Origin of the sequence: Maribacter antarcticus DSM 21422 (genome assembly GCF_000621125.1) — a bacterium.
Taxonomy (GTDB): domain Bacteria; phylum Bacteroidota; class Bacteroidia; order Flavobacteriales; family Flavobacteriaceae; genus Maribacter; species Maribacter antarcticus.
In genome coordinates, this window is sequence record NZ_JHZC01000006.1 from 73,741 (window position 1) to 94,453 (window position 20,713).

Annotated in this window: 15 protein-coding genes; 4 read left to right on the plus strand and 11 right to left on the minus strand. The window is 37.6% G+C overall.

Going from position 1 to position 20,713, the window contains the following annotated elements; all coding sequences use genetic code 11:
- Window positions 1-395: 395 nt before the first annotated feature.
- Window positions 396-2,060, plus strand: a complete 1,665-nt coding sequence (locus Q360_RS0105510; RefSeq protein ID WP_169734630.1) for a DUF885 domain-containing protein — start codon at window positions 396-398, stop codon at window positions 2,058-2,060.
- Window positions 2,061-2,072: 12 nt separating this feature from the next.
- Here the strand turns inward: Q360_RS0105510 and Q360_RS0105515 are convergent, their stop codons facing one another.
- From Q360_RS0105515 to Q360_RS0105525, 3 genes are read right to left on the minus strand one after another with little or no spacing between them, the layout of a single operon-like run.
- Window positions 2,073-2,843: an OmpA family protein gene (locus Q360_RS0105515; protein WP_156950016.1), complete on the minus strand. Its 771-nt coding sequence runs from the start codon at window positions 2,841-2,843 to the stop codon at window positions 2,073-2,075.
- Between the two features lie 50 nt (window positions 2,844-2,893).
- Window positions 2,894-4,204, minus strand: coding sequence for an amidohydrolase (locus Q360_RS0105520; RefSeq protein ID WP_027076209.1), 1,311 nt, complete (start codon window positions 4,202-4,204; stop codon window positions 2,894-2,896).
- 9 nt (window positions 4,205-4,213) lie between these two features.
- On the minus strand, window positions 4,214-4,762 hold the full coding sequence (locus Q360_RS0105525) for a DsrE family protein (RefSeq protein WP_027076210.1): 549 nt from the start codon (window positions 4,760-4,762) through the stop codon (window positions 4,214-4,216).
- A 204-nt stretch (window positions 4,763-4,966) separates the two neighbouring features.
- Between Q360_RS0105525 and Q360_RS0105530 the strand changes: the two genes are divergently transcribed.
- Together Q360_RS0105530 and Q360_RS0105535 are read left to right on the plus strand one after the other, a co-directional pair.
- The gene (locus Q360_RS0105530; protein ID WP_394331937.1) at window positions 4,967-7,225 is read left to right on the plus strand and encodes an ATP-dependent helicase; all 2,259 of its coding nucleotides are present in this window, start codon (window positions 4,967-4,969) and stop codon (window positions 7,223-7,225) included.
- 149 nt (window positions 7,226-7,374) lie between these two features.
- Window positions 7,375-7,995 carry an L-threonylcarbamoyladenylate synthase gene (locus Q360_RS0105535; protein ID WP_027076212.1) on the plus strand — a complete coding sequence of 207 codons (621 nt, stop codon included), beginning with the start codon at window positions 7,375-7,377 and terminating at the stop codon, window positions 7,993-7,995.
- Between the two features lie 200 nt (window positions 7,996-8,195).
- On the opposite strand, the gene Q360_RS0105540 is transcribed toward Q360_RS0105535, so the two are convergent.
- The 3 genes from Q360_RS0105540 to Q360_RS0105550 all read right to left on the minus strand — a co-directional run bounded on the left by Q360_RS0105540 (window position 8,196) and on the right by Q360_RS0105550 (window position 10,608).
- Window positions 8,196-9,050: an OmpA/MotB family protein gene (locus Q360_RS0105540; RefSeq protein ID WP_027076213.1), complete on the minus strand. Its 855-nt coding sequence runs from the start codon at window positions 9,048-9,050 to the stop codon at window positions 8,196-8,198.
- A gap of 97 nt (window positions 9,051-9,147) precedes the next feature.
- A complete protein-coding gene (locus Q360_RS0105545) occupies window positions 9,148-10,149 on the minus strand; it encodes a glycosyltransferase family 2 protein (RefSeq protein WP_027076214.1) in 1,002 nt (333 codons plus the stop codon).
- A gap of 12 nt (window positions 10,150-10,161) precedes the next feature.
- The gene (locus tag Q360_RS0105550) at window positions 10,162-10,608 is read right to left on the minus strand and encodes a type I restriction enzyme HsdR N-terminal domain-containing protein (protein ID WP_027076215.1); all 447 of its coding nucleotides are present in this window, start codon (window positions 10,606-10,608) and stop codon (window positions 10,162-10,164) included.
- 27 nt (window positions 10,609-10,635) lie between these two features.
- On the opposite strand from Q360_RS0105550, the gene holA reads away from it, so the two are divergent.
- Window positions 10,636-11,637 carry a DNA polymerase III subunit delta gene (holA, locus tag Q360_RS0105555; RefSeq protein ID WP_027076216.1) on the plus strand — a complete coding sequence of 334 codons (1,002 nt, stop codon included), beginning with the start codon at window positions 10,636-10,638 and terminating at the stop codon, window positions 11,635-11,637.
- A gap of 2 nt (window positions 11,638-11,639) precedes the next feature.
- On the opposite strand, the gene Q360_RS0105560 is transcribed toward holA, so the two are convergent.
- From Q360_RS0105560 to Q360_RS0105580, 5 genes are all read right to left on the minus strand, one after another.
- The gene (locus tag Q360_RS0105560) at window positions 11,640-12,017 is read right to left on the minus strand and encodes a DoxX family protein (RefSeq protein WP_027076217.1); all 378 of its coding nucleotides are present in this window, start codon (window positions 12,015-12,017) and stop codon (window positions 11,640-11,642) included.
- A gap of 8 nt (window positions 12,018-12,025) precedes the next feature.
- The gene (locus tag Q360_RS0105565; RefSeq protein WP_245603196.1) at window positions 12,026-14,320 is read right to left on the minus strand and encodes an aminotransferase class III-fold pyridoxal phosphate-dependent enzyme; all 2,295 of its coding nucleotides are present in this window, start codon (window positions 14,318-14,320) and stop codon (window positions 12,026-12,028) included.
- A gap of 270 nt (window positions 14,321-14,590) precedes the next feature.
- Window positions 14,591-17,002 (minus strand): alpha-ketoacid dehydrogenase subunit alpha/beta, encoded by a 2,412-nt coding sequence (locus tag Q360_RS0105570; RefSeq protein ID WP_027076219.1) that lies wholly within the window; start codon window positions 17,000-17,002, stop codon window positions 14,591-14,593.
- 157 nt (window positions 17,003-17,159) lie between these two features.
- The gene (locus Q360_RS0105575) at window positions 17,160-19,973 is read right to left on the minus strand and encodes a gluzincin family metallopeptidase (RefSeq protein WP_156950017.1); all 2,814 of its coding nucleotides are present in this window, start codon (window positions 19,971-19,973) and stop codon (window positions 17,160-17,162) included.
- A 44-nt stretch (window positions 19,974-20,017) separates the two neighbouring features.
- On the minus strand, window positions 20,018-20,704 hold the full coding sequence (locus Q360_RS0105580) for an LOG family protein (protein WP_027076221.1): 687 nt from the start codon (window positions 20,702-20,704) through the stop codon (window positions 20,018-20,020).
- Window positions 20,705-20,713 lie beyond the last annotated feature (9 nt).

Here is a 20,713-nt window from a genome sequence, read left to right on the forward strand (position 1 = left end):
CAACCGATGGGCAAAACAAATAAGTTTATCACGCCTGATGGCGTTAAAGAACTCTTAGTGCTAATAGCTTAATTGTTTAGCATAGGACGTTATTATGTTCTTGACGCCAACCCTATGGAAGATGGACTGCATCTCTTTTGCTGTGTTCGGGCGTTTATTTTAACGTGCCATTATACGTGTTTTATAACTGTTTTTTTTTGTTGTCTAAAATAACGTATATCACTAAACTAGCTCAAAAAAGTATTTTTGTTTATAGTCTAAAGGGATGAAAATTAATTGGGAAAGGTAATTTAAACAAATACTATGGAGTTATAATTGTACGATAAGCCATTAAATTATATTGAAAAAGCACAAAAACAGGTTATATTTAAATGAACATTTTAAATGTTAAGGTTATGAGGTTGATTTTATTTTTTATTGGTTTGGTATTTGTTTTTGGCTGTAAACAAGAGGTCCAAAAACAACCTTCACAAAATAATTTTGAGGATTTTATTGAAGATTTTAGTGCTTCAGAAATAGGAATAGCAAGAGATAAAAGTTTAAGTAACAAAGCTTTTATGGAAGAATTGGCATATACAAGAAAAACATTGGACGAACTTTTACAAATAGATACTGCACAACTTTCTTTTGAACAAGCTATAGATTGGCGCTTTGCGCGAAGTATTTTAAAAGGTAAAGAATTGAGACAGGCTAACCATCAATCCTGGAAAAAGGATCCAAGAGAATATATGCTGTTTAGAAGTCTCGGTAATATAATTGAAAGACCTGGTAAGGTTGATGAAAAAATAGAGGAGCTTAAAGAACGTTTGCAAATACTTCCCTTACAACTGGAAAATGGTAAAAATCAAATTGAATTCTATATCCCTAGATTTCAAGAGCTTTCCTTGTTCATGGCTCAGAATGCCACTGGCCTTTTCAATACTTCTTTGCCTGAATTTGCAACAACGACTAATGGGGAAGCAGAATTAATCCTTTTGATTAATGATGCGCAAAAGGCACTGGAGGACTTTGTGTTATATCTGACGAAAGAACTTCCTAAGAAGCCTTTAACGGGGTTTGAAATGGGTGAAGAAACGTATAATCAAATGCTAGAACAAGAACTTTTACTTGATTACACTACTGAAACCCTTTGGCAATTTGGCAGGGCTAAATTTGAAGCTACCTTGACTGAGTTGGAAATTTTGGCAAAGGAAATAGATTCTTCGAAGAGTTGGCAGGAACTGGCTCTGGAAATTAAAAATGACTATCCGAAGCCGCATGAGATGATTGAAGCCCACCAATTATGGGTGGACAGTTCCAAAGCGCATATTTTGAACCATAAACTTATTCCCATTCCGTGGGAAGAACGGGTACAAGTGGTTCCAAGAGCGGAATACTTGAGAAAAACTTCTTATTATGGTAATTTTTCTAGGGCAAAAGCAAAAGATGAGCTAGGTATTTTGACAGCACAATGGATGATAAACCCTTATGAAGATTGGTGGGATGAAAAAACGAAACAAGAATATTTGGTAGAGCATGATTGGGGGGTTATCATTGTTACCGCACCTCATGAATCTTATGGTGGGCACCATGTCCAGGGCTTATATCAGATGCATAACCCAAGAAAGATTCGCCGAGAGAACGGGCTTTCTTTGTTCAGTGAAGGTTGGGGACTATATAACGAGCAGCTCATGGCAGAAACTGGTTTTTTTCCTAATAAAAGAATTCATTTGCGACAGTTACAATTACGACTTTGGCGTAATGCAAGGGTCATCTATGATGTAGGAATGCATTCTGGTCGTATGACCTATGAGGAAGCTGTTGCGCTGATGACTGACAAAGTTGGCTTTTTAAGATGGGCCGCTCAATTAGAAATTGATTCTGCGGCAAAAAGTCCAGGTTATTTTATAGGATACTATTTAGGTATGTCCGAAATTTTAAGGATAAGGGACCTTTATAAACAGAAGATGGGAGCGCGGTTTACCCTGGGCGATTTTCATGAAAAACTTCTGAAAACAGGGAATATGCCACCAAGTCTAATGGAAGAGTCACTAATGTCTAATTTAGATACCGGTACTTAAGTATATATGTTTCTAATTCTTTGCATCCTTCTTAGCTTGCTCAAAAAAAGCTTTATAATCTGGATGAATACGGATTTGGATTGCTTCCTTAAAACCGCCATCTTGCCCATGTACGTATATACGACTACCATCCACAGCATAGGTAGCAATTAGTTCGTTTGAAACCATTGCTGCTTGGTTAAGCGCTATATTCAATTCTCCAGTGATGTTCATTCCAATTACCGTAATTGCTGCTTTGGGGTTAGCGTTTAATAGTTCACCTACTTTTTGCAATAGCTCTTTAGACGGCTCCAATAAGGTGGTGCCGAGTCCGTCAGCAAAGAAAAAATCTAACTTTTCAGAAATAACAACTACCCCTTCACTCACTTGTACCTTTGCATTTTCCCCTAATGTTTTTTTCGCGTTCGTTAACACTACAAGTGCCGTAGAATCCGCACTTGCAAAGCCTCCGATAATACTTTTCAACTGAGCCTCCTTACGTCCAATGGTTGCCAGGGTTTTATTGATGTTTTCCGTGTTTTGGCTAGAAAGTGTAGCAAAACTATTTAGGTTTTTCATCAATGTAGCGTTAGCATCCTGTAATTCGGTTACTTGGGTTTGTAATTCATCAGCTCTTAAAAGTCCAATTTTCTCGCCTCGTTTTGCATCCGAAATAACACCCTTCACAGAATCTAATTGAAATTTCAATTCCTGATTCTGTGAAATGAGTTCACTTTTTTTTTGTGCCTGTAGGCTAAAACAGCCTAAAACTATTGCTGCAGAAAGCAATACTAATCTCCTCATAAAATATATGCGTTAATTATTATATCTTGTTGTTTTCCTTCTTTAATTGACTAACCCCTTGGTTTGGTTTCTAATCGTGGAGTTTTGTCGCTATCCAAATAATCTAAGCTCATCTCGGTCAATGCACGCACGCCCAATAATAAATCGCTATCGTCTATTTTAAAGTCGGGCGTGTGATGTGGAAAAGATTCTGTGTTACCTGGGGTCATTCCACCTAAAAAGAAGAAAAAACCTGGAGCTTCGCGCTGGAAATAAGAAAAATCTTCGGCACCGGTAATAGCTTTTTGGGTATTTAAATTGCCTTCTCCGGCAACACGTCTCATTGTGGGGAGCATTTGCTCAACAAGCTCCGGATTGTTGTAGGTAATATCTGTTGCTTCCTTAATTTCACAGGTAGCCTCACCGCCATACGCCTTTGCAATGGTAGTTACCATTTCTATCATTCGCTTGTTCAGCTTATCCTTCATATCATAATCCAAAGTTCTGATGGTCCCGATCATTTCGGCATCCTCTGGTATTATGTTAGAACGTACACCACTTCTTATTTTACCAACGGTTATTACCGCTGCTTCGTTGGTCAGTTCCGTTTCCCGACTTATAATGGTCTGTAGGCCATCAATAATCTTTGCACTGATTAAAATGGGATCTACGCCTGCCCAAGGACGAGAACCGTGACTTTGCTTTCCTTTTACTTTTATAGTAAAGCTCTGTGCAGCTGCCATAGTACCGCCAGACTTATATCGTATAGTTCCTACCGGCGTTTGTGAATTAATGTGTAGGCCAAAAATAGCATCCACTTTAGGGTTTTGCATCACGCCTTCTTTTACCATGAGTAATGCGCCGCCTTCTTCGCCTGGTGGTGGACCTTCTTCCGCAGGTTGAAAAATAAACTTTACTGTTCCTTTTATCTTATTCTTGTTTTTCGACATCACTTCTGCAACACCCATTAAAATCGCAGTATGGGTATCGTGTCCACAGGCATGCATTACACCTACTTTTTCCCCCATATACTCAGAAGTTATGGTTGACTTAAATGGTAAATCATTGCGTTCGGTAACGGGAAGCGCATCTATGTCTGCGCGCAGGGCAACAACTTTACCAGGTAGGTCACCTTTTAGAAGACCTACAACACCTGTATGTGCTACACCGGTCTTAACTTCAATTCCTAAGGATTTAAGGTGTTTTGCAATTTTTTCTGCCGTTTTAAATTCACGGTTACCTAATTCGGGGTTTTGATGAATGTCTCGTCGCCATTCAATTACTTTTTCTTCGATAGCCTTATAATCGCTATCTAAATTTGGTCCTTGAGCGCTTAATATAGTCGCAAAAACTAGTATCCCTAAAAATCCTAAGTGTTTCATAGTATCGTTTTAAAATTTTATCAGCCTGTAATTATCGTCCTGTAATTGTATTAATGCTGTAATGGCAGAAAGTGAAATTTGAACTCCATCCACAAGATCTTCTTTTGGAAATCCCCTAGAGGCGGAAGACTGTCCGCAGAAAATAACTTTTGCTCCTGCTTGTATTAAATCTTCTAATAATTTTTCATTTGGGTTGTTAACACCATATTTAAGGGCATATGCTTTGGAATGTGTCAAATCTTTTGATGCTTTGTTATGAATTACCAAGGCTACCTTCAGCTGTTCTAATGGAACACCGCTCTGTGCGTGCATGTTCAAAAAGCGAGCTGCGGTCTCTATGTTAGCATTTAGTTGCGCTGGGTCTTCTGGAGAACTCATGATGTCAAAAACTGCTTTATAAGTTTTAGTAATATCAGTCTTAAAATCAGGCTGGGTGATATTCCAAACCTCTCCATACGCTGTTATTATAGGTCCGCTCTTCTTCTCCTGTGCTATAATACCGATAGAAAAACTTAGTCCTATTAGCAAGAAAAAGTAATGTCTCAATCTAATTTTCATTATATTCAAATAGAATCAAGAGCTAAATATATTCAAATTGGAAGGAATAATCACGTATTGTTTATAAATCTAAAAAACAAGATTTCTAGTATCCCTATATAATGGCTAAATTTACACTCTAAAACAAAGATTAAATTGAGTACTTTTTTAGATGTATTGAATGAGGCGCAACGGGAGCCAGTGCTTCACAAAGATGGTCCGCTAATGGTGATAGCTGGAGCAGGTTCTGGAAAGACAAGGGTGCTTACGTACCGGATTGCATATTTAATGGAGCAAAACGTGGATGCGTTTAATATTTTAGCACTGACCTTTACCAATAAGGCCGCTCGTGAAATGAAAAAACGTATCTCTGAAATGGTGGGTGCTTCCGAAGCCAAAAATCTATGGATGGGTACTTTCCATTCCGTTTTTGCCAAGCTCCTTCGCTTTGATGGCGATAAACTTGGTTTCCCTAGTAATTTTACAATCTACGATACTCAAGATTCTCAAAGATTGATATCCAGTATAATTAAAGAAATGGGACTGGACAAGGATATTTATAAATACAAGAAAATACAGAATAGAATATCTTCCTTTAAAAATAGTCTAATCACGGTAAAGGCCTATTTTAATAATCCCGAATTGATGGAAGACGATGCTATGGCCAAAAGGCCTAGAGTCGGGGATATTTATCAAAATTATGTAGACCGTTGCTTTAAGGCTGGCGCCATGGATTTTGATGATTTGTTGCTGCGAACCAATGAGTTATTGACACGCTTTCCGGATGTGCTCATGAAGTACCAGGACCGGTTCCGCTATATTTTAGTAGATGAGTACCAAGATACCAACCATTCGCAATATCTCATTGTAAAAGCATTGGCAGATAGGTTCCAAAATATTTGTGTGGTAGGTGATGATGCCCAGAGTATCTATTCCTTCAGGGGTGCTAACATTAGTAATATCCTTAATTTTCAACGCGATTATGAGAATGTTGGTATGTACCGTTTGGAGCAGAATTACCGTTCTACAAAAAACATAGTAAACGCTGCTAATTCGATAATTGCTAAGAACAAGGATCAATTGGAAAAAGTCGTCTGGACAGCCAATGACGATGGAGCTCCTATTAAGATACATCGCAGCATCACAGATGCTGAAGAGGGTAGGTTTGTAGCCCAGTCCATTTGGGACCATAAAATGAACTTACAAATGCATAATGGCGAATTTGCTGTTTTGTACCGCACCAATTCCCAATCGCGGGCCATAGAGGATGGTTTGCGTAAACGTGATATTCCGTACCGCATTTATGGCGGACTCTCTTTTTATCAGCGAAAGGAAATTAAGGACGTGCTATCATATTTGCGACTGGTTATCAATCCAAAGGACGAAGAAGCACTAAAACGTGTGATTAATTTCCCCGCTAGAGGTATTGGTCAAACTACGGTAGATAGATTGGTTGTAGCGGCTAATCATTATGGACGATCCATGTTTGAGGTCATGGACAATATTTCTAAAATAGACCTAAAAATTAATAGTGGTACAAAAAGAAAGTTAGAAGATTTTGTAACGATGATTAAAAGCTTTCAGATAATGAATGAAGGTGCAAACGCTTTTGAACTCTCCGAACATGTTGCAAAAAAGACTGGATTATTACTAGAATTTAAAAAAGATGGCACCCCAGAAGGTATTGCCAAAATGGAAAATATAGAAGGCCTATTAAACGGAATTAAGGATTTTGTGGAAGGGCAGGTAGAAGTTGTAGACGCGACAGGAAGTATTAGTGAATTTTTAGAGGATGTAGCCCTTGCTACGGATTTGGATAATGATACGGGAGATGATGATCGCGTGGCGCTAATGACCATACACTTAGCGAAAGGACTTGAGTTTCCCTACGTTTATATTGTAGGGATGGAGGAGGATTTGTTTCCATCCGGAATGAGTATGAACACCAGAAGTGAACTAGAAGAAGAGCGACGATTATTTTATGTGGCCTTAACGCGTGCAGAAAAGCAGGCCTATCTTACCTACACTCAAAACCGGTACCGATGGGGAAAACTAATTGACGCGGAACCCAGCAGGTTTTTGGAGGAAATAGATGAGAAATATGTGGAGAACTTAACCCCTGTAGATGGTGGTTATCGTTATAAATCGTTGATTGATGCAGATATTTTTGGGGAGGTTGACAAAAGTACCTTACGTCAAAACAAACCGGTAAAAGGAATACCGCCTAGTATAGGCCAACCCAATACCAACCAGCTTAAAAAATTACGTAAAATAAAACCAGAATTGTCGAAGCCTGTTGGTAATACGAATCAGATAGATCCCAATCTAGTAGAAGGTTCGGTAATTAATCATAATCGTTTTGGTAGAGGACAGGTCTTAAAAATCGAAGGCATGGGTAACGATCGAAAGGCAGAAATTAAATTTGATCAAGGGGATGTAAAGAAATTATTACTCCGTTTTGCAAAGTTGGAGGTGGTTTCCTAGGTAGTAAAGTCTGTCGTCTACTACCAAATACGCTTAGCAGTCTTATCTTTAAGGAATAAGGTTTTAGTAACAACGTAGAAAATTCCTTTTTTGTTTAGGATTAAGTTAAACATTTGTTTTTACTATCTTGAATTTGAAAAATATAGAACTTGGCAGAATTCATTAAAATATACGAAGAGAATCCCAACCCTAAAGAAATAAATAAGGTAGTGCAAATATTGCGCAAGGGAGGGCTTATTATTTATCCGACAGATACCGTTTACGGTTTGGGCTGTGACATCACCAATACAAAAGCTTTGGAGAAAATTGCCCGTATAAAAGGAATTAAATTGGCTAAGGCCAATTGGTCCTTTATCTGTCCGGACCTGAGTAATCTTTCTGATTATGTCCGCCAAATAGACACGGCGACGTTTAAAATTTTAAAAAGGGCTTTACCTGGACCCTACACCTTTATTCTGCCCGGTAATAATAATTTACCTAAAGATTTTAAGAAGAAAAAAACTGTTGGTATCCGTGTGCCGGATAATTCCATAGCTAGAGCACTCGTAACCGCTTTGGGAAACCCTATCGTGTCGACTTCTATCCGAGATGACGATGATGTTTTGGAATATACGACCGATCCTGAACTTATATTTGAGAAATGGGAAAATTTGGTTGATGTTGTTATAGATGGTGGCTATGGTGACAATGTTGGGTCTACAATTATCGATTTGTCTGGAGGTTATCCTGAGGTTATTAGAGAAGGAAAGGGTAGTTTAGATATTATCTAGCTAGTAGGCAATTGTTTTTTTATGCTTTAATAGATATTGGATTATGCTCCGCTATTAAACTGATGTATCGGTCATGCAAACAACTGTGTTTAAATTATAAATTTAAAGTTTCAAATGTTCGATTAAGGGCATAAAAAAAGAGTGCTTGATATTTCAAGCACTCTTTTTTACTATTTACTAGAGTCTACTAAGCTTAGGTACTAGTTATTGATTGCAGGATCTTTCATTCCTTCTTCAATCATGCTGTAGAACTGATCTATTTTTGGAAGTACTACAATACGTGTTCTTCTGTTTCTAGATTTTTCTGTAGCAGACACAGGAATAAATTCTGCTCTACCTGCCGCCGTCATACGCTTAGGGTCTACATTAAAGTCGTTTTGTAAAATTCGAACTACAGATGTTGCACGTTTAACGCTCAAATCCCAGTTGTCCAATAACGCACCATTCTTTCTGAAAGGTACATCATCGGTATGACCTTCTACCATAAATTCAAAATCTGGCTTGTTGTTTACAACCTTAGCTACTTTGCCTAATACTTCTTTAGCCCTTTTGGTTATGTTATAACTTCCGCTGCTAAATAATAATTTGTCAGAAATAGAAACGAAAACAACTCCTTTTTCTACGCTGATTTCGATATCCTCATCATCTAAATTACCTAGAACACCTTTTAAGCTCTGTACCAAAGAAAGGTTTACAGAATCTCTGCGGGTGATAGCGTTATTTAACTTACGAATCGTTAAATCCTTTTCTTGTAGGCTCTCTAAAGATTTTTCCAAGTTTTCAGCACCTTTTGTTGTTAAGGTCGTAAGGTTGCCCATGTTGTTAATTAATTCCTGATTGTTAGCTTTCAAGAATGAGTTTTGGTCTTCTAAAGTCTGTAGTCTTGCTGTAGCAGTTGCTTTATCTTCTAAACAGCCGTTTAATTTAACCGTTGCAGAATTTAATAAATCCTGTGTTTCCTGTTGTTTTGCCTCAAGGTTTGCAAATTTCTTCTGCGATACACAGGAAGATAATAAAAGCGTTACACCAAGACATCCTAGAATGATTTTTCTCATAATTGTGATCTATATTAATTGTTTGTTATTTACTGCATTTTCGCAATCAGCGTTATCAAATTTATATAATTTGTAATGTGTTAAATCGTAAGACTAGTTAATCTTTTACTAAAATGTTAAATTCCTTAATACCATTTACGAAGTAAGACCATACTATGGACTTCGTTGTATGATATTTTAGTATAAAATTAGCTTTTTCCCGTTTCTTCAGCATTTTCGGAAATTGTCTATAAAAACTAAGGTGCGCCCTTAAAATAGCGATACAATGTTTAAGGCGGAATTGAAAAATAAATCGCAACGCGGCAATACCATCTAAGAGCAGCCTCGCAAAGATAATGATAACTGCTTTTCTTATGGGAAGATTCTTTATTATTGAAAAGAGGGAGTTTCTAAAGTTTAAATATGTTTTTTTAGGGTTCATATTACTCAGTGTTGAACCGCCTAGGTGATATACTTTAGAAGCTCCTACATAGTATATCTTGTGTCCTTTATTTTTTGCTCGCCAGCAAAAATCTACCTCTTCTTGGTGAGCAAAGTAATCTGTATCAAACCCGCCTAAAGACTCAAAGACAGCACGCTTTACGAACATGCAGGCACCAGTTGCCCAAAATATTTCTTTGGTATCGTTGTATTGACCCGTATCCTTCTCTAAATGTTGAAAAATTCTACCCCTACAAAAAGGATATCCTAATTGATCAATGAAGCCTCCCGCAGCTCCTGCATATTCAAAATGGTCTTGCTTTAATAAATCTAATATTTTAGGTTGTAAAACACTAGCCTCAGGCAGCTTTTCAAAAGCTTCCATAATGGGGTCTAACCAACGTGCTGTAACTTCTACATCTGAATTCAATAAACAAAAAACATCAGCGTCTACATGTCTTAAGGCCTCATTGTACCCTTGTGCAAAGCCGCCGTTAGCGCTATTTTGAATGATCTTTACAGAGGGGTAGTTTTCTTTTAAAAATGTTATAGAGCTGTCTGTAGAAGCATTATCTGCCACATACAATTCAGCATTGGAAGAATTTTCGATAACCGAGGGCAAGAAACGCTTTAAAAGCACTTCTCCGTTCCAGTTGAGTATGACTATGGCTAACTTCAAAACGATGACAAATTAACGGCTAAATTCAGGAATCTCCTGCAAAAACTCATATTTTTCCTGTTTTTTCAGCATCTGGCAATAAAAATGCTGTAATCCGTTGGTGACCATTAGAAAAGTAGCATCCAAGTTCAAGTTATATGTAGCAATCTGGTCAAAGGTGTTTTGCGTAATTTTTACGTCAGGTGCTTTGCACTCTACCAAAACATGAATACTTCCATCGGTATGGAAAATTACTATATCATAGCGTTTTTTTAAGCCATTCAGCTCAATCTGTTTTTCAACATTAATGTGACTTAGTGGATATTTTCTATCAAACACAAGATAGTTTAATACATGCTGTCTTACCCATTCTTCTGGTGTGAGCGAAACGAATTTTTTCCTGACTAGGTCAAAGATAAAGGGCTTATTTTGTTTATTTTTGAGCCTGAAGTTATAGCCGGGAAATTGTAACGATTGCATAAGGTAAATTTCATTATTTTTTTTCGAATGGACGAAGCATTACAAATTGTTAGCGATATACGTAAAGGTATATTAAAACCTATCTATTTTCTATATGGAGAGGAGCCTTATTATATAGATAAGATTTCTGACTATATTGCTAGTAAAGTATTAACGGAAGAGGAAAAGGGTTTTAACCAAATGGTACTCTATGGGAAAGATGTAACGATTGATGATATTGTAGGGAATGCCAAACGCTACCCTATGATGTCTGAAAAACAAGTGGTTATTGTAAAGGAAGCACAGCACCTTTCCAGAACGATAGAAAGTCTTGTATCTTACGCCAAGAATCCTCAAGTGACTACGGTTTTGGTTATTTGTTATAAATACAAGAAGTTAGATAAGCGTAAACCCTTGTATAAAGCGATTAAGAAAGACGGGGTAGTTTTTGAAAGTCCTGTTTTGAGGGATTATAAAATACCCGCGTGGATTCAAAACGCTGGAAAGAATGCAGGGTTCTCTATTCCTCAGAAGTCTGCAATGCTTTTAGCAGAACATTTGGGTACCGATTTGGGGAGAATAGTAAGTGAACTGAACAAACTAAAGTTAATGTTACCTCAGGGTATCGAAATCACCCCATCGCATATAGAGGAACATATAGGTATTAGTAAAGATTATAATAATTTTGAGCTAAAGAAAGCTATTGGAGAGCGGAATGTCTTGAAGGCCACTAAAATAGTCACGTATTTTGCCCAAAATCCTAAGGACAATCCTTTTGTGCTTACAATTACCTTACTGAATATGTTTTTTACGCAGTTACTACAATACCATGGTTTAAAAGACCATACTCCAAAAAATGTTGCTACTACGCTAAGAATCAACCCCTACTTTGTGGACGAAATACAAACGGCTGCTAAAAATTTTCCTATGCGAAAGGTAAGCCAAGTCATATCTCATTTACGTGAAATGGATTTGAAAGGAAAGGGTGTAGGTTCTACTAACATGAATCAAGCAGATTTGTTAAAAGAACTAATAGTAAAGATTTTCTGATTCTATTTCCTGTCTATACTATATTTTCCAGGACCAAGTAATACAATTGTAGCGAACCCAACGAGGTACAACAGGGATTTTTCCTTTGATTCAAAAGCATCTGCTGCATGAACTATAAAAGCCGCTACCAACATGGTTATCACTGTTGGGATACTTGCCAAGCGTGTTTTGTATCCTATAATTATCAGTATAGGGCATATGAACTCACCAATAACGGTTAGAAATAGGGACGGAGCTGTACCCATACCAATAGGGTCAGCAAATTCAAAGTCGCCTGAAATTAGTTTCTGAAATTTTGGAAGTCCGTGCGTAAGCATCATAGCGGACATTGAAATCCTGAAGAAGGCAAGTCCAATTGCTGTTAGGGGGGAAGTTGTCATGTTATGGTTTAGATATTCTGTTTAAAATTATCATTTTTTATTGTGTTATCAAGACTTATTTTAAGTTGATTTAAAAGTTCTGAGCTATTTTCTAGAGTAAAACACAAAGGAGGTTTAATTTTCAGCACATTGTTGTAAGGGCCATCTGTACTTACCAATATAAATTTCTTACGTAAATCATTTTTTATGGTTTGTGCCAATAGTGTATTAGGGCTGCCATCATTTTGGATTAATTCTACACCTAAAAATAGCCCACTTCCTCTTACGTCCCCAATTTCTTTATATTCATGTTGTATCGTAGTAATTCCGTTTTTAAGGAAGGAGCCAACTTCTAAGGCGTGCGCTTGTAACTGATCTGCTTCAATTACGTCTAAAACTGCTTCCCCTATGGCACATGATACGGGGTTGCCTCCAAAAGAGCTGAAGAATTCCATTCCGTTGTCAAAACTTTCCGCTACATCGCTAGTGGTCACTACGGCACCAATTGGGTGACCATTCCCCATAGGTTTGCCAAGAATAACCATATCTGGTACTACATCGTACATTTCATAGCCCCAAAAATGGGAACCTAAGCGCCCGAAACCTACCTGTACTTCGTCACTGATACAAACTCCGCCTTGAGCCCTTATTTTTGGGTAGACATCTTTTAAATAATTGATTGCCAACGGAACCTGACCGCCACAGCCCACAATTGGTTCTGCAATAAAGGCTGCTATATTTCCATATTCTGCTGTAATCTGTTTATTAGTGATATCAGAATAGTGTATACTGGCTTCGGATTCCGATTTAAAACCTGAACCATATACTTTGGGCATAGGGGTTTGTAAAATATGCTCTACTTTCCCATTTCCGCCCTTGTGGTTATATTTGTAATGACTAATATCTATTCCGTTTTGGGTATTGCCATGGTAACCGTGTTCCAGTACCATGACCTTATTTTTCTTAGTATGGGTTTTGGCTATTCTTATGGCCAAGTCACTAGCGGCACTGCCTGAGTTTACAAAAAACACCTTGTTCAGATGTGCTGGGAATTTGGAGAGTAGCTTATCTGAATATGAGAGTAGTTCTTCGTAAACATAGCGGGTATTGGTATTCAGTTTTGCCATAGTCCGTTGTCCGGATTCTACCACATGGGGATGGCAATGGCCTACTTGCATGATATTGTTATAGGCATCTAGTATCGTATTCCCATCCGTGTCGTACATAAACTGGAAGGCTGAGCGGGACATTTGAATGGGATTTGTATAGCTTAAAGACAAGGCACTGCTTATCGTTTTATCTCTTCTTTTTAGCTGATGTTCCAAGGTTTGCTTTTTGCTCTCGGTAAAACCGCAGGCCTTTCTAAAACAATCTTCGGCTAGGATAGGATTTATCCTAAGCCATGTTCTCAACAAATTCCACGCGGGTTGTTCGCTTAGGGTAATATAGTCGGAATCTGGTTTCTGTTTTTTGGTATGTGCCGAGTTACATACGCTTGTACAGAGCCTGGCAGCTACGAGGTAGTATAAAGCGTTAAGTTCCTTTTCTTGTAACGGAAGTATATTATTATAAGCTGCTATTACGGTTTCTGCAACTGCTAGGGGTTGTTCTTCAGCCATCATTACATAGGTAAGCCCTATGGCAAGTTCATTAATTAACCAAGAATTACACATGTCGCCAAAATCTATAATTCCAGTAACTTTCCCATTAGTTGCAAGTATATTCCAATCGTTGGCGTCGTTGTGAATGATACTTTTGCGGAGTTTATGTTGAATAGGGGTTATATGTTCATTAAACTGTAAGAAAAAATAACGCACCAGATTACGGTCCTTCGCATCGGTTATATCATTTAAGAATCTACGATTATCGGTAAAATGCTTCAAATCCCACTGGGTTTCTTTGGCCTTAATTACGGCATCATAATGTCCAAGTAGTATTTTATCAATATTTCCTAAGGCGGTACCGAACGAGACTAGTAAAACTTCGTCTTTTAAAATCTCCGCTAAAAATTCTCCTTCTATAAAAGGTAGGAGTCTATAAATAAAACCATCAACTATGGTAATTGGATGTTCTTCTATATTATGAATACTTTCTGGAAAGTTTAACTGTTCGATTTCGTTTAACTTATGGGCAACCTGGTCTTCAGCCTTCAGTATGGCTATGGTTTCTTCCGAGAAGTTATATTTTTTTAAAACGAAGGTGTCGGAGTCAGCTTTTACCTTAAAATTGATACTCTCATATCCTTCCAATGTTTCAAAGGAGCAATTTGTTAATCCGTAATACTGTTCCAGAATCACATTCATACTATACCAATCGTTTAACACAAAGCTAGTTTAAGAAAATGAAATAGGGCAGTGAATGGTTTACTTTAGAATGAATTATTATGGAGCATTAGATATTGTAGTAGTATTAGTAGTGGATATGTAAGAGAATGCAAACTTGAATATACCCTATAATAAGGAGTACTGTATTACTAAGCAGCTTAGGTGAATGGTCTATACAGCACCCGCTACGAATCTCCAAATGAAGCTCTTTGTACGCTAATTTTTAAAGATCGAAATACGCTATTTACCTTCAATTAATCCAACGATACACTATCTCAATTTTGGATAATCCTGAGGATTTGCCTCGTGAAGTATACTGTAGACTTTTTCAAAAATATCCTCTGCATTTGGTTTAGAAAAGTAGTCACCATCTGTACCGTAAGCCGCTCTGTGCGCTTGAGCCGTCAATGTTTGTGGTGCACTATCCAAATACCTGTACCCTTGTTGCTTTTCTACGATTTCATTTAAGATATAGGCAGAGCATCCTCCAGGAACATCTTCGTCTATAACCAAAAGTCGATTTGTTTTTTGAACACTTTTAACCACATCCTGTTTGATATCAAAAGGGAGCAATGTCTGAGCATCTATAATTTCTGCATCTATTCCAACTTCCAGTAGCTCCTTTGCTACTTGTTCCACTATCCTCAGGGTAGAACCATAAGAAACTAGCGTAATATCCGTACCTTCTTTAATAGTTTCTACAACACCAATTGGAGTGCAAAATTCACCTAAATTCGTAGGTTTGGGTTCCTTTAATCGGTAGCCATTAAGGCTTTCGATAACCAATGCAGGTTCGTCACTTTTCATTAAGGTATTATAAAAACCTGCTGCTTGGGTCATGTTTCTTGGAGCCAATATGTACATACCACGAAGTAGATGTATTAAGCCACCCATTTCAGAACCGGAATGCCATATTCCTTCCAATCTATGCCCACGAGTTCTTACAATCAAAGGTGCTTTTTGCTTTCCTTTGGTACGATATAAAAGCGTAGCTAAATCATCTGTTAGAGAAGACATGGCATAAAAGATATAATCTAGATACTGGATTTCGGCAATAGGCCGTAATCCCCTTAATGCCATTCCGATACCCTGACCTATAATCGTAGTTTCACGAATGCCGGTATCTGCAATTCTAGTACTTCCATACTTTTCCTGTAACCCCTCTAATCCTTGATTTACATCTCCAATAACACCGGTATCTTCTCCAAAAACCAAGGCATTAGGGTACTTATTGAAAAGGTGGTCAAAATTATCCCGTAAAATAACCCTTCCATCAACTTTTTCTGCGCTGCTATCATATCGGGGGGCGATTGGACTGATATTGGTAGCCCTATTCTCATTTGGACTGTATAGGTGTGAACTAAAGTCTGGCTGCGATTTAGTCAAAAAGTTCTGTACCCAGTCTACTAAGGCCTGTCTTTCTGCCGAGGATTCTCCCAAAAGATACCGAAGTGATTTTCTAGATGCGACGGCCAAATCTTTTAGTATAGGTTCTTCAACTGCAATAAGATCGTTCTTTAGCTTCGTTAGAAAATTCTTGTTCGGACTTTTAGACGCAGCTAAATGTATGAGCTGCACAAGGCTCTTTTTGGCCGCAACGTTTTCTTGTAAAAATTCTGACCACGCCTCTTTTTTAGCTTCACGAACGGTTCTCTTTACCTGTTTCTCCATTTCAGCCAGTTCGGAAGTAGTGGCAATACCGGATTCTAAAATCCATTCTTTAAACCGCTTATTACAATCATTATCACGCTCCCATTCCAACCGCTTATCGTCTTTATAGCGTTCGTGAGAACCGGAAGTGGAGTGTCCTTGAGGTTGGGTTAATTCGGTTACATGAATGATTACAGGTACATGTTCCTGTCTGGCGATATCAGAGGCGTTTTCGTAGGCGTGCATCAAGGCTGTATAGTCCCAACCTTGCACTTTAAATATTTCATACCCTTTCTGCTCTTCGTCGCGTTGAAAACCTGATAGTACTTTAGAGATATCTTCTTTTGTAGTGTGGTGTTTTGCATGTACTGAAATTCCGTATTCATCGTCCCAAATACTCACTACCATGGGTACTTGTAATACACCGCCTGCGTTTATAGTCTCCCAGAACATACCTTCGCTGGTACTTGCATTTCCTATGGTTCCCCATGCTACTTCATTTCCGGCATCGGAAAACTTTGAGCTGTCCATTCCTTTTTCCTCCCGATATACTTTCGAGGCTTGTGCCAACCCTAATAACCTAGGCATTTGGCCAGCGGTACAGGATATATCGGAGCTACTATTTTTTTGTTGTGTCAAATCTTTCCATGTGCCGTCTGGGTTTAGGCTGTATGTAAGAAAGTGACCTCCCATTTGACGGCCACCGCTCATAGGCTCTTTCTCCATGTCGGTAGTAGCATATAAGCCATGGAAAAAATCCTTTGGTTTTAATAACCCTAGTGCCATCATAAAGGTTTGGTCTCGATAGTAACCACTTCTAAAATCTCCGTTCTTAAAGGCTCTGGCCATGGCTAATTGCGGAAGTTCTTTACCATCACCAAAAATTCCAAATTTAGCTTTACCGGTAAGCACTTCTTTTCTACCCATAATACTACATGACCTGCTTATAAAAGCTATTTCATAGTCTTGAAGTATTTGCGCCTTAAAATCTTCAAAGGAAATATCATTGCTAGTTTTGGAAGAGACATTCATAGGCTATATCGTATTGTTGCAAAAATACTCAAACAAAAGCGTTTTAGCAATGGTAGAACGGCAATATTCCTTGATATATTACTAGTTTTACCAACAAATAATTATGTATTTGTTAATTATGGATTGATAATAAGGGTTTTTTTTGCGAATTTAGAACCTAAAACCAGGATCTAGTAAATAACCCTGTAAGTGTTCTTGGACTTACCGTAATGATAAAACGGATTTTCTCTCCATAGTTTTGCTGGCTCACTTCCCAGCCATTGTTGGAGTGTAAAGGAAAATAAAGTTCAAAGAAATCGGTTACTAGATTTAAACGAATACCACTATCGTAGACGAATTTTGCTCTGGAACTGTTATTTTTTACCAAACCGGCATCGCCGTAAAGTTCGACCCATCGCCAAAGATTAAAACTTGTGTTAATGGTTGTCATCCAATTATCAGAAAAACGATATTCCTCGTCCAAAAAAGATTTAAAGCCACCTTCTGCAATAATAAGCTGTTGGCTGTAGATTCCCGAATCTTCCGATTGCCCTAAATAACTATAGTCGAAAAGATAATTCGTTGGTCTATCTAAAGCAAAATTAAAGAAATTCGTATCGGTATTGTTACTTAGGAATTTACCTGCAAAAAAGCGTAGGTTAAATTGTCTATTGTTTTCAAAGAGTTTCCGATACTCATATTCAAAGGCTACTTTACTAAAGTTACCGGCCAATTGAAAGTCTACGGACCATGAGTTATAATCAATGATGCCATTATGTCTATTTAGGTATCTGGCATTAAATATACTGTAGTCTGGATTTTCCGAGTCGTTTGCTAAATCTTGAATACTTTCATCAAAATCCCTAAGGATATTTACATACCTAAATGTTAAGAACTCTCGCTTATCAGATCTTAGGTCATCTGGTCTCCAACCAAAACTTAAAGAAGGTGTTACAGAGGTAGCGCGAGAATTTATATTAAAATGTGAGGTAGAGGCCGATAAACTATAATTAGAAACGTACAGTCCCGTTTTATTCAAGTATTTACGATAATTGAACTTTCCATACCCTACAAAAGCTTTCTCCCTAAAAGAATAGGAAGGAGCAAAATCATAAACAAAGGGGCGTTCTAAAAAGGTTTTATTGTAAAGTCGCATTCCTGGGGTCCATCCATCATATATATTAAAATTTAGCACAGGTACATAGAACACTTGATTGTAATTAGGATTCTCGGTGTCCTTAAAAAAAGTAAAATGTAGTTTCTTATTACTGGACAAAAATCCTCCTAAAGATTTCCAGTTGTCCCGTTGATTAAACTCTGGTATTTTTTGGTCGTAGTTAAGTACTAATTTATCTTCATCGTTATTAGGTATGGTAAATGTTTCTAACGTTTTTATATCCTTGAACCAGTAGTTAGAAATAACCGAATCATTTTTTAGCCCGAACATTGAGATTGGTACATTGGTGCCTTCCTTATTTTTAATACTGACTTGTAGAGAATCTCCTAGTTTTTCAACTTTTTTAATTTTGAAATCGATTCGGCTGTCGGTGGCTATATAATCCTTAAAAAACCAATTGATATCCTTGGTTGTTGCTCTTTTTAAAATAGACTCAAAATCAAGAACTTTTACTTTGTTTAGTTGATAATATTTGAAGAATGTTTTGAGGCTTTGATCAACTTTACCTTTCCCTATATAATTTCCAAGGTAGGCTAGCCCTAAGCCTGCTTTATATTTATTGGCTATTTGCTGATTGAATTTGATAAGAGAATCATTACGTATGGTTAAGGCTTGATCTCTATTACTCCGAGCCATAAGGTTATACAGGAAGGCATATTGCTCATTGAATCCCATCTTAGCCAAATTAAAGCTACGCAGTCCCCAAATACGTGATAAATTCCCAAATAATTTTTGCTTAGGATAGAATTCGTCAACATAAGCAATCATCAGATAATTGGCAATGGCACTATTCAACCATTGCTCACTTCTTGGGTCTAAAAACAGTGTTTCTTTGAGCATACTGTTCAAAGTTGTTTTCAAAAACTTCATTTCAAACTGAAACTGCTGCTCGTAAGGCCTTACAAAGGAGGGTAATAGATTTAGCCCATATAAAGGGTCTTTGTTGTAATCTAGTTGGCTAACCAATAATTTTTTATGAGGAAAATCCCCCAAATTCTTGTGGATAAAATCGGCAATTCTATTGATACTTATTCCTTGTTCTATAGGGCTATATTGTGGTGCGGATATATCTGTTTCTATGGTTAAAGAAGGTGTCACGTGTGTCGTAAAGTCGTTTGTTGTCCTTATAATCAGTTCTGCACTTTTTTGTTTTTCGGCAGTCAACTGTACCGATTGCCCATTAGGGAATTTGGATTCTGACTGTTTGTTTATGTTCGAAGTGATATACAGGCTATCTGGATATTTAAAATCGATAGTTGTTTTGGTCATATTGGTATACAAGTCTTCCAAGTCTTTATTGGAGTATAAACGCCATTTACCGTCATATACTGCTGGAGTTAGATACCAATCCTTTAAATAATAATTCCCCTTGTTGTCATACCCGTATGTGGTGAATTCATCTGAAGGTAACTTCACTTGATAGGTGATGAAAATTTTGGTAGTAGTTTCCGGTGTTAAAGGTTCGTTTAATTTGACCTGTATAATATCTTTTACTGAAGCTCGTTCCCATTGCAGACCATTATAATCAGCATCTACAACACTGATAATGGAGGTGAATCCCCGTTCACTATCTTTTGCCAAATGCAGACTTTTCTTAAACTCTTGTGCAAAACGTTTTGCAAGTCCGGTGTTCTTTTTAGAGTAGGCGTTAGCCCAATCGTTAAAGTAGAGTACCCCTAAATTATAACGCGAATCGTTGTAATAGGTAAACTCCTGTTTAATATCTAGTATCTTAGTATACTCGTTTAAACTAACTGAAAGTTTTGTTTCGTATTGTGCAATAACGCATGTGCTTCCAACTAAAAATAGAAGCAAGCAAAGCGTTTTAGTAAAGGAGGGAAACGTTCTCAAAGGATATATTAAAAGTTAGGACTCAAGGTATGCCCTTTATAAAACAAATCAATTATATCTATGACTTCCTCAGGGGTGTCCACAATTTGTATGAGGTTCAAATCATCAGGACTAATGTTCCCTTCTTTCAACATAATGTTCTTGATCCAATCTAAAAGGCCTGTCCAGAAATCACTACCCACAAGAATTATTGGAAATTTTCCAATTTTATTTGTCTGTATTAGCGTAATCGCTTCGAAAAGCTCATCTAGGGTGCCAAAACCACCAGGCATAACCACAAAGCCTTGGGAATACTTCACGAACATGACTTTTCTCACGAAAAAATAATCAAAATCCAAACTTTTATCCGCGTCTATATACGGATTGTCATGCTGTTCGAAGGGTAGGTCTATATTTAGTCCTACGGAGGTGCCACCTGCTAAATTTGCTCCTTTATTACCCGCCTCCATAATTCCGGGTCCACCGCCAGTGATAACTCCGTAACCAGCTTCGGCAATACTTTTAGATATCTCCACGGCTAGTTTATAGTATTTGCCTTCTTCTTTGGTACGTGCTGATCCGAATACGGATATACACGGCCCTATTTTGCTCATCTTTTCAAAACCGTTGACAAACTCGCCCATAATTTTAAAAAGAGCCCATGAATCGTTGGTCTTAATTTCGTTCCAACCTTTATGATGTTTTTCTGATCTCATAGTTTACTA

Coding starts and splice junctions, on each gene's coding strand:
- Q360_RS0105510 (WP_169734630.1), top strand. CDS start 396: ATGAGGTTGATTTTATTTTTTATTGGTTTGGTATTTGTTTTTGGCTGT.
- Q360_RS0105515 (WP_156950016.1), bottom strand. CDS start 2,843: ATGAGGAGATTAGTATTGCTTTCTGCAGCAATAGTTTTAGGCTGTTTT.
- Q360_RS0105520 (WP_027076209.1), bottom strand. CDS start 4,204: ATGAAACACTTAGGATTTTTAGGGATACTAGTTTTTGCGACTATATTA.
- Q360_RS0105525 (WP_027076210.1), bottom strand. CDS start 4,762: ATGAAAATTAGATTGAGACATTACTTTTTCTTGCTAATAGGACTAAGT.
- Q360_RS0105530 (WP_394331937.1), top strand. CDS start 4,967: ATGGTGATAGCTGGAGCAGGTTCTGGAAAGACAAGGGTGCTTACGTAC.
- Q360_RS0105540 (WP_027076213.1), bottom strand. CDS start 9,050: ATGAGAAAAATCATTCTAGGATGTCTTGGTGTAACGCTTTTATTATCT.
- Q360_RS0105550 (WP_027076215.1), bottom strand. CDS start 10,608: ATGCAATCGTTACAATTTCCCGGCTATAACTTCAGGCTCAAAAATAAA.
- holA (WP_027076216.1), top strand. CDS start 10,636: ATGGACGAAGCATTACAAATTGTTAGCGATATACGTAAAGGTATATTA.
- Q360_RS0105560 (WP_027076217.1), bottom strand. CDS start 12,017: ATGACAACTTCCCCCCTAACAGCAATTGGACTTGCCTTCTTCAGGATT.
- Q360_RS0105570 (WP_027076219.1), bottom strand. CDS start 17,002: ATGAATGTCTCTTCCAAAACTAGCAATGATATTTCCTTTGAAGATTTT.
- Q360_RS0105580 (WP_027076221.1), bottom strand. CDS start 20,704: ATGAGATCAGAAAAACATCATAAAGGTTGGAACGAAATTAAGACCAAC.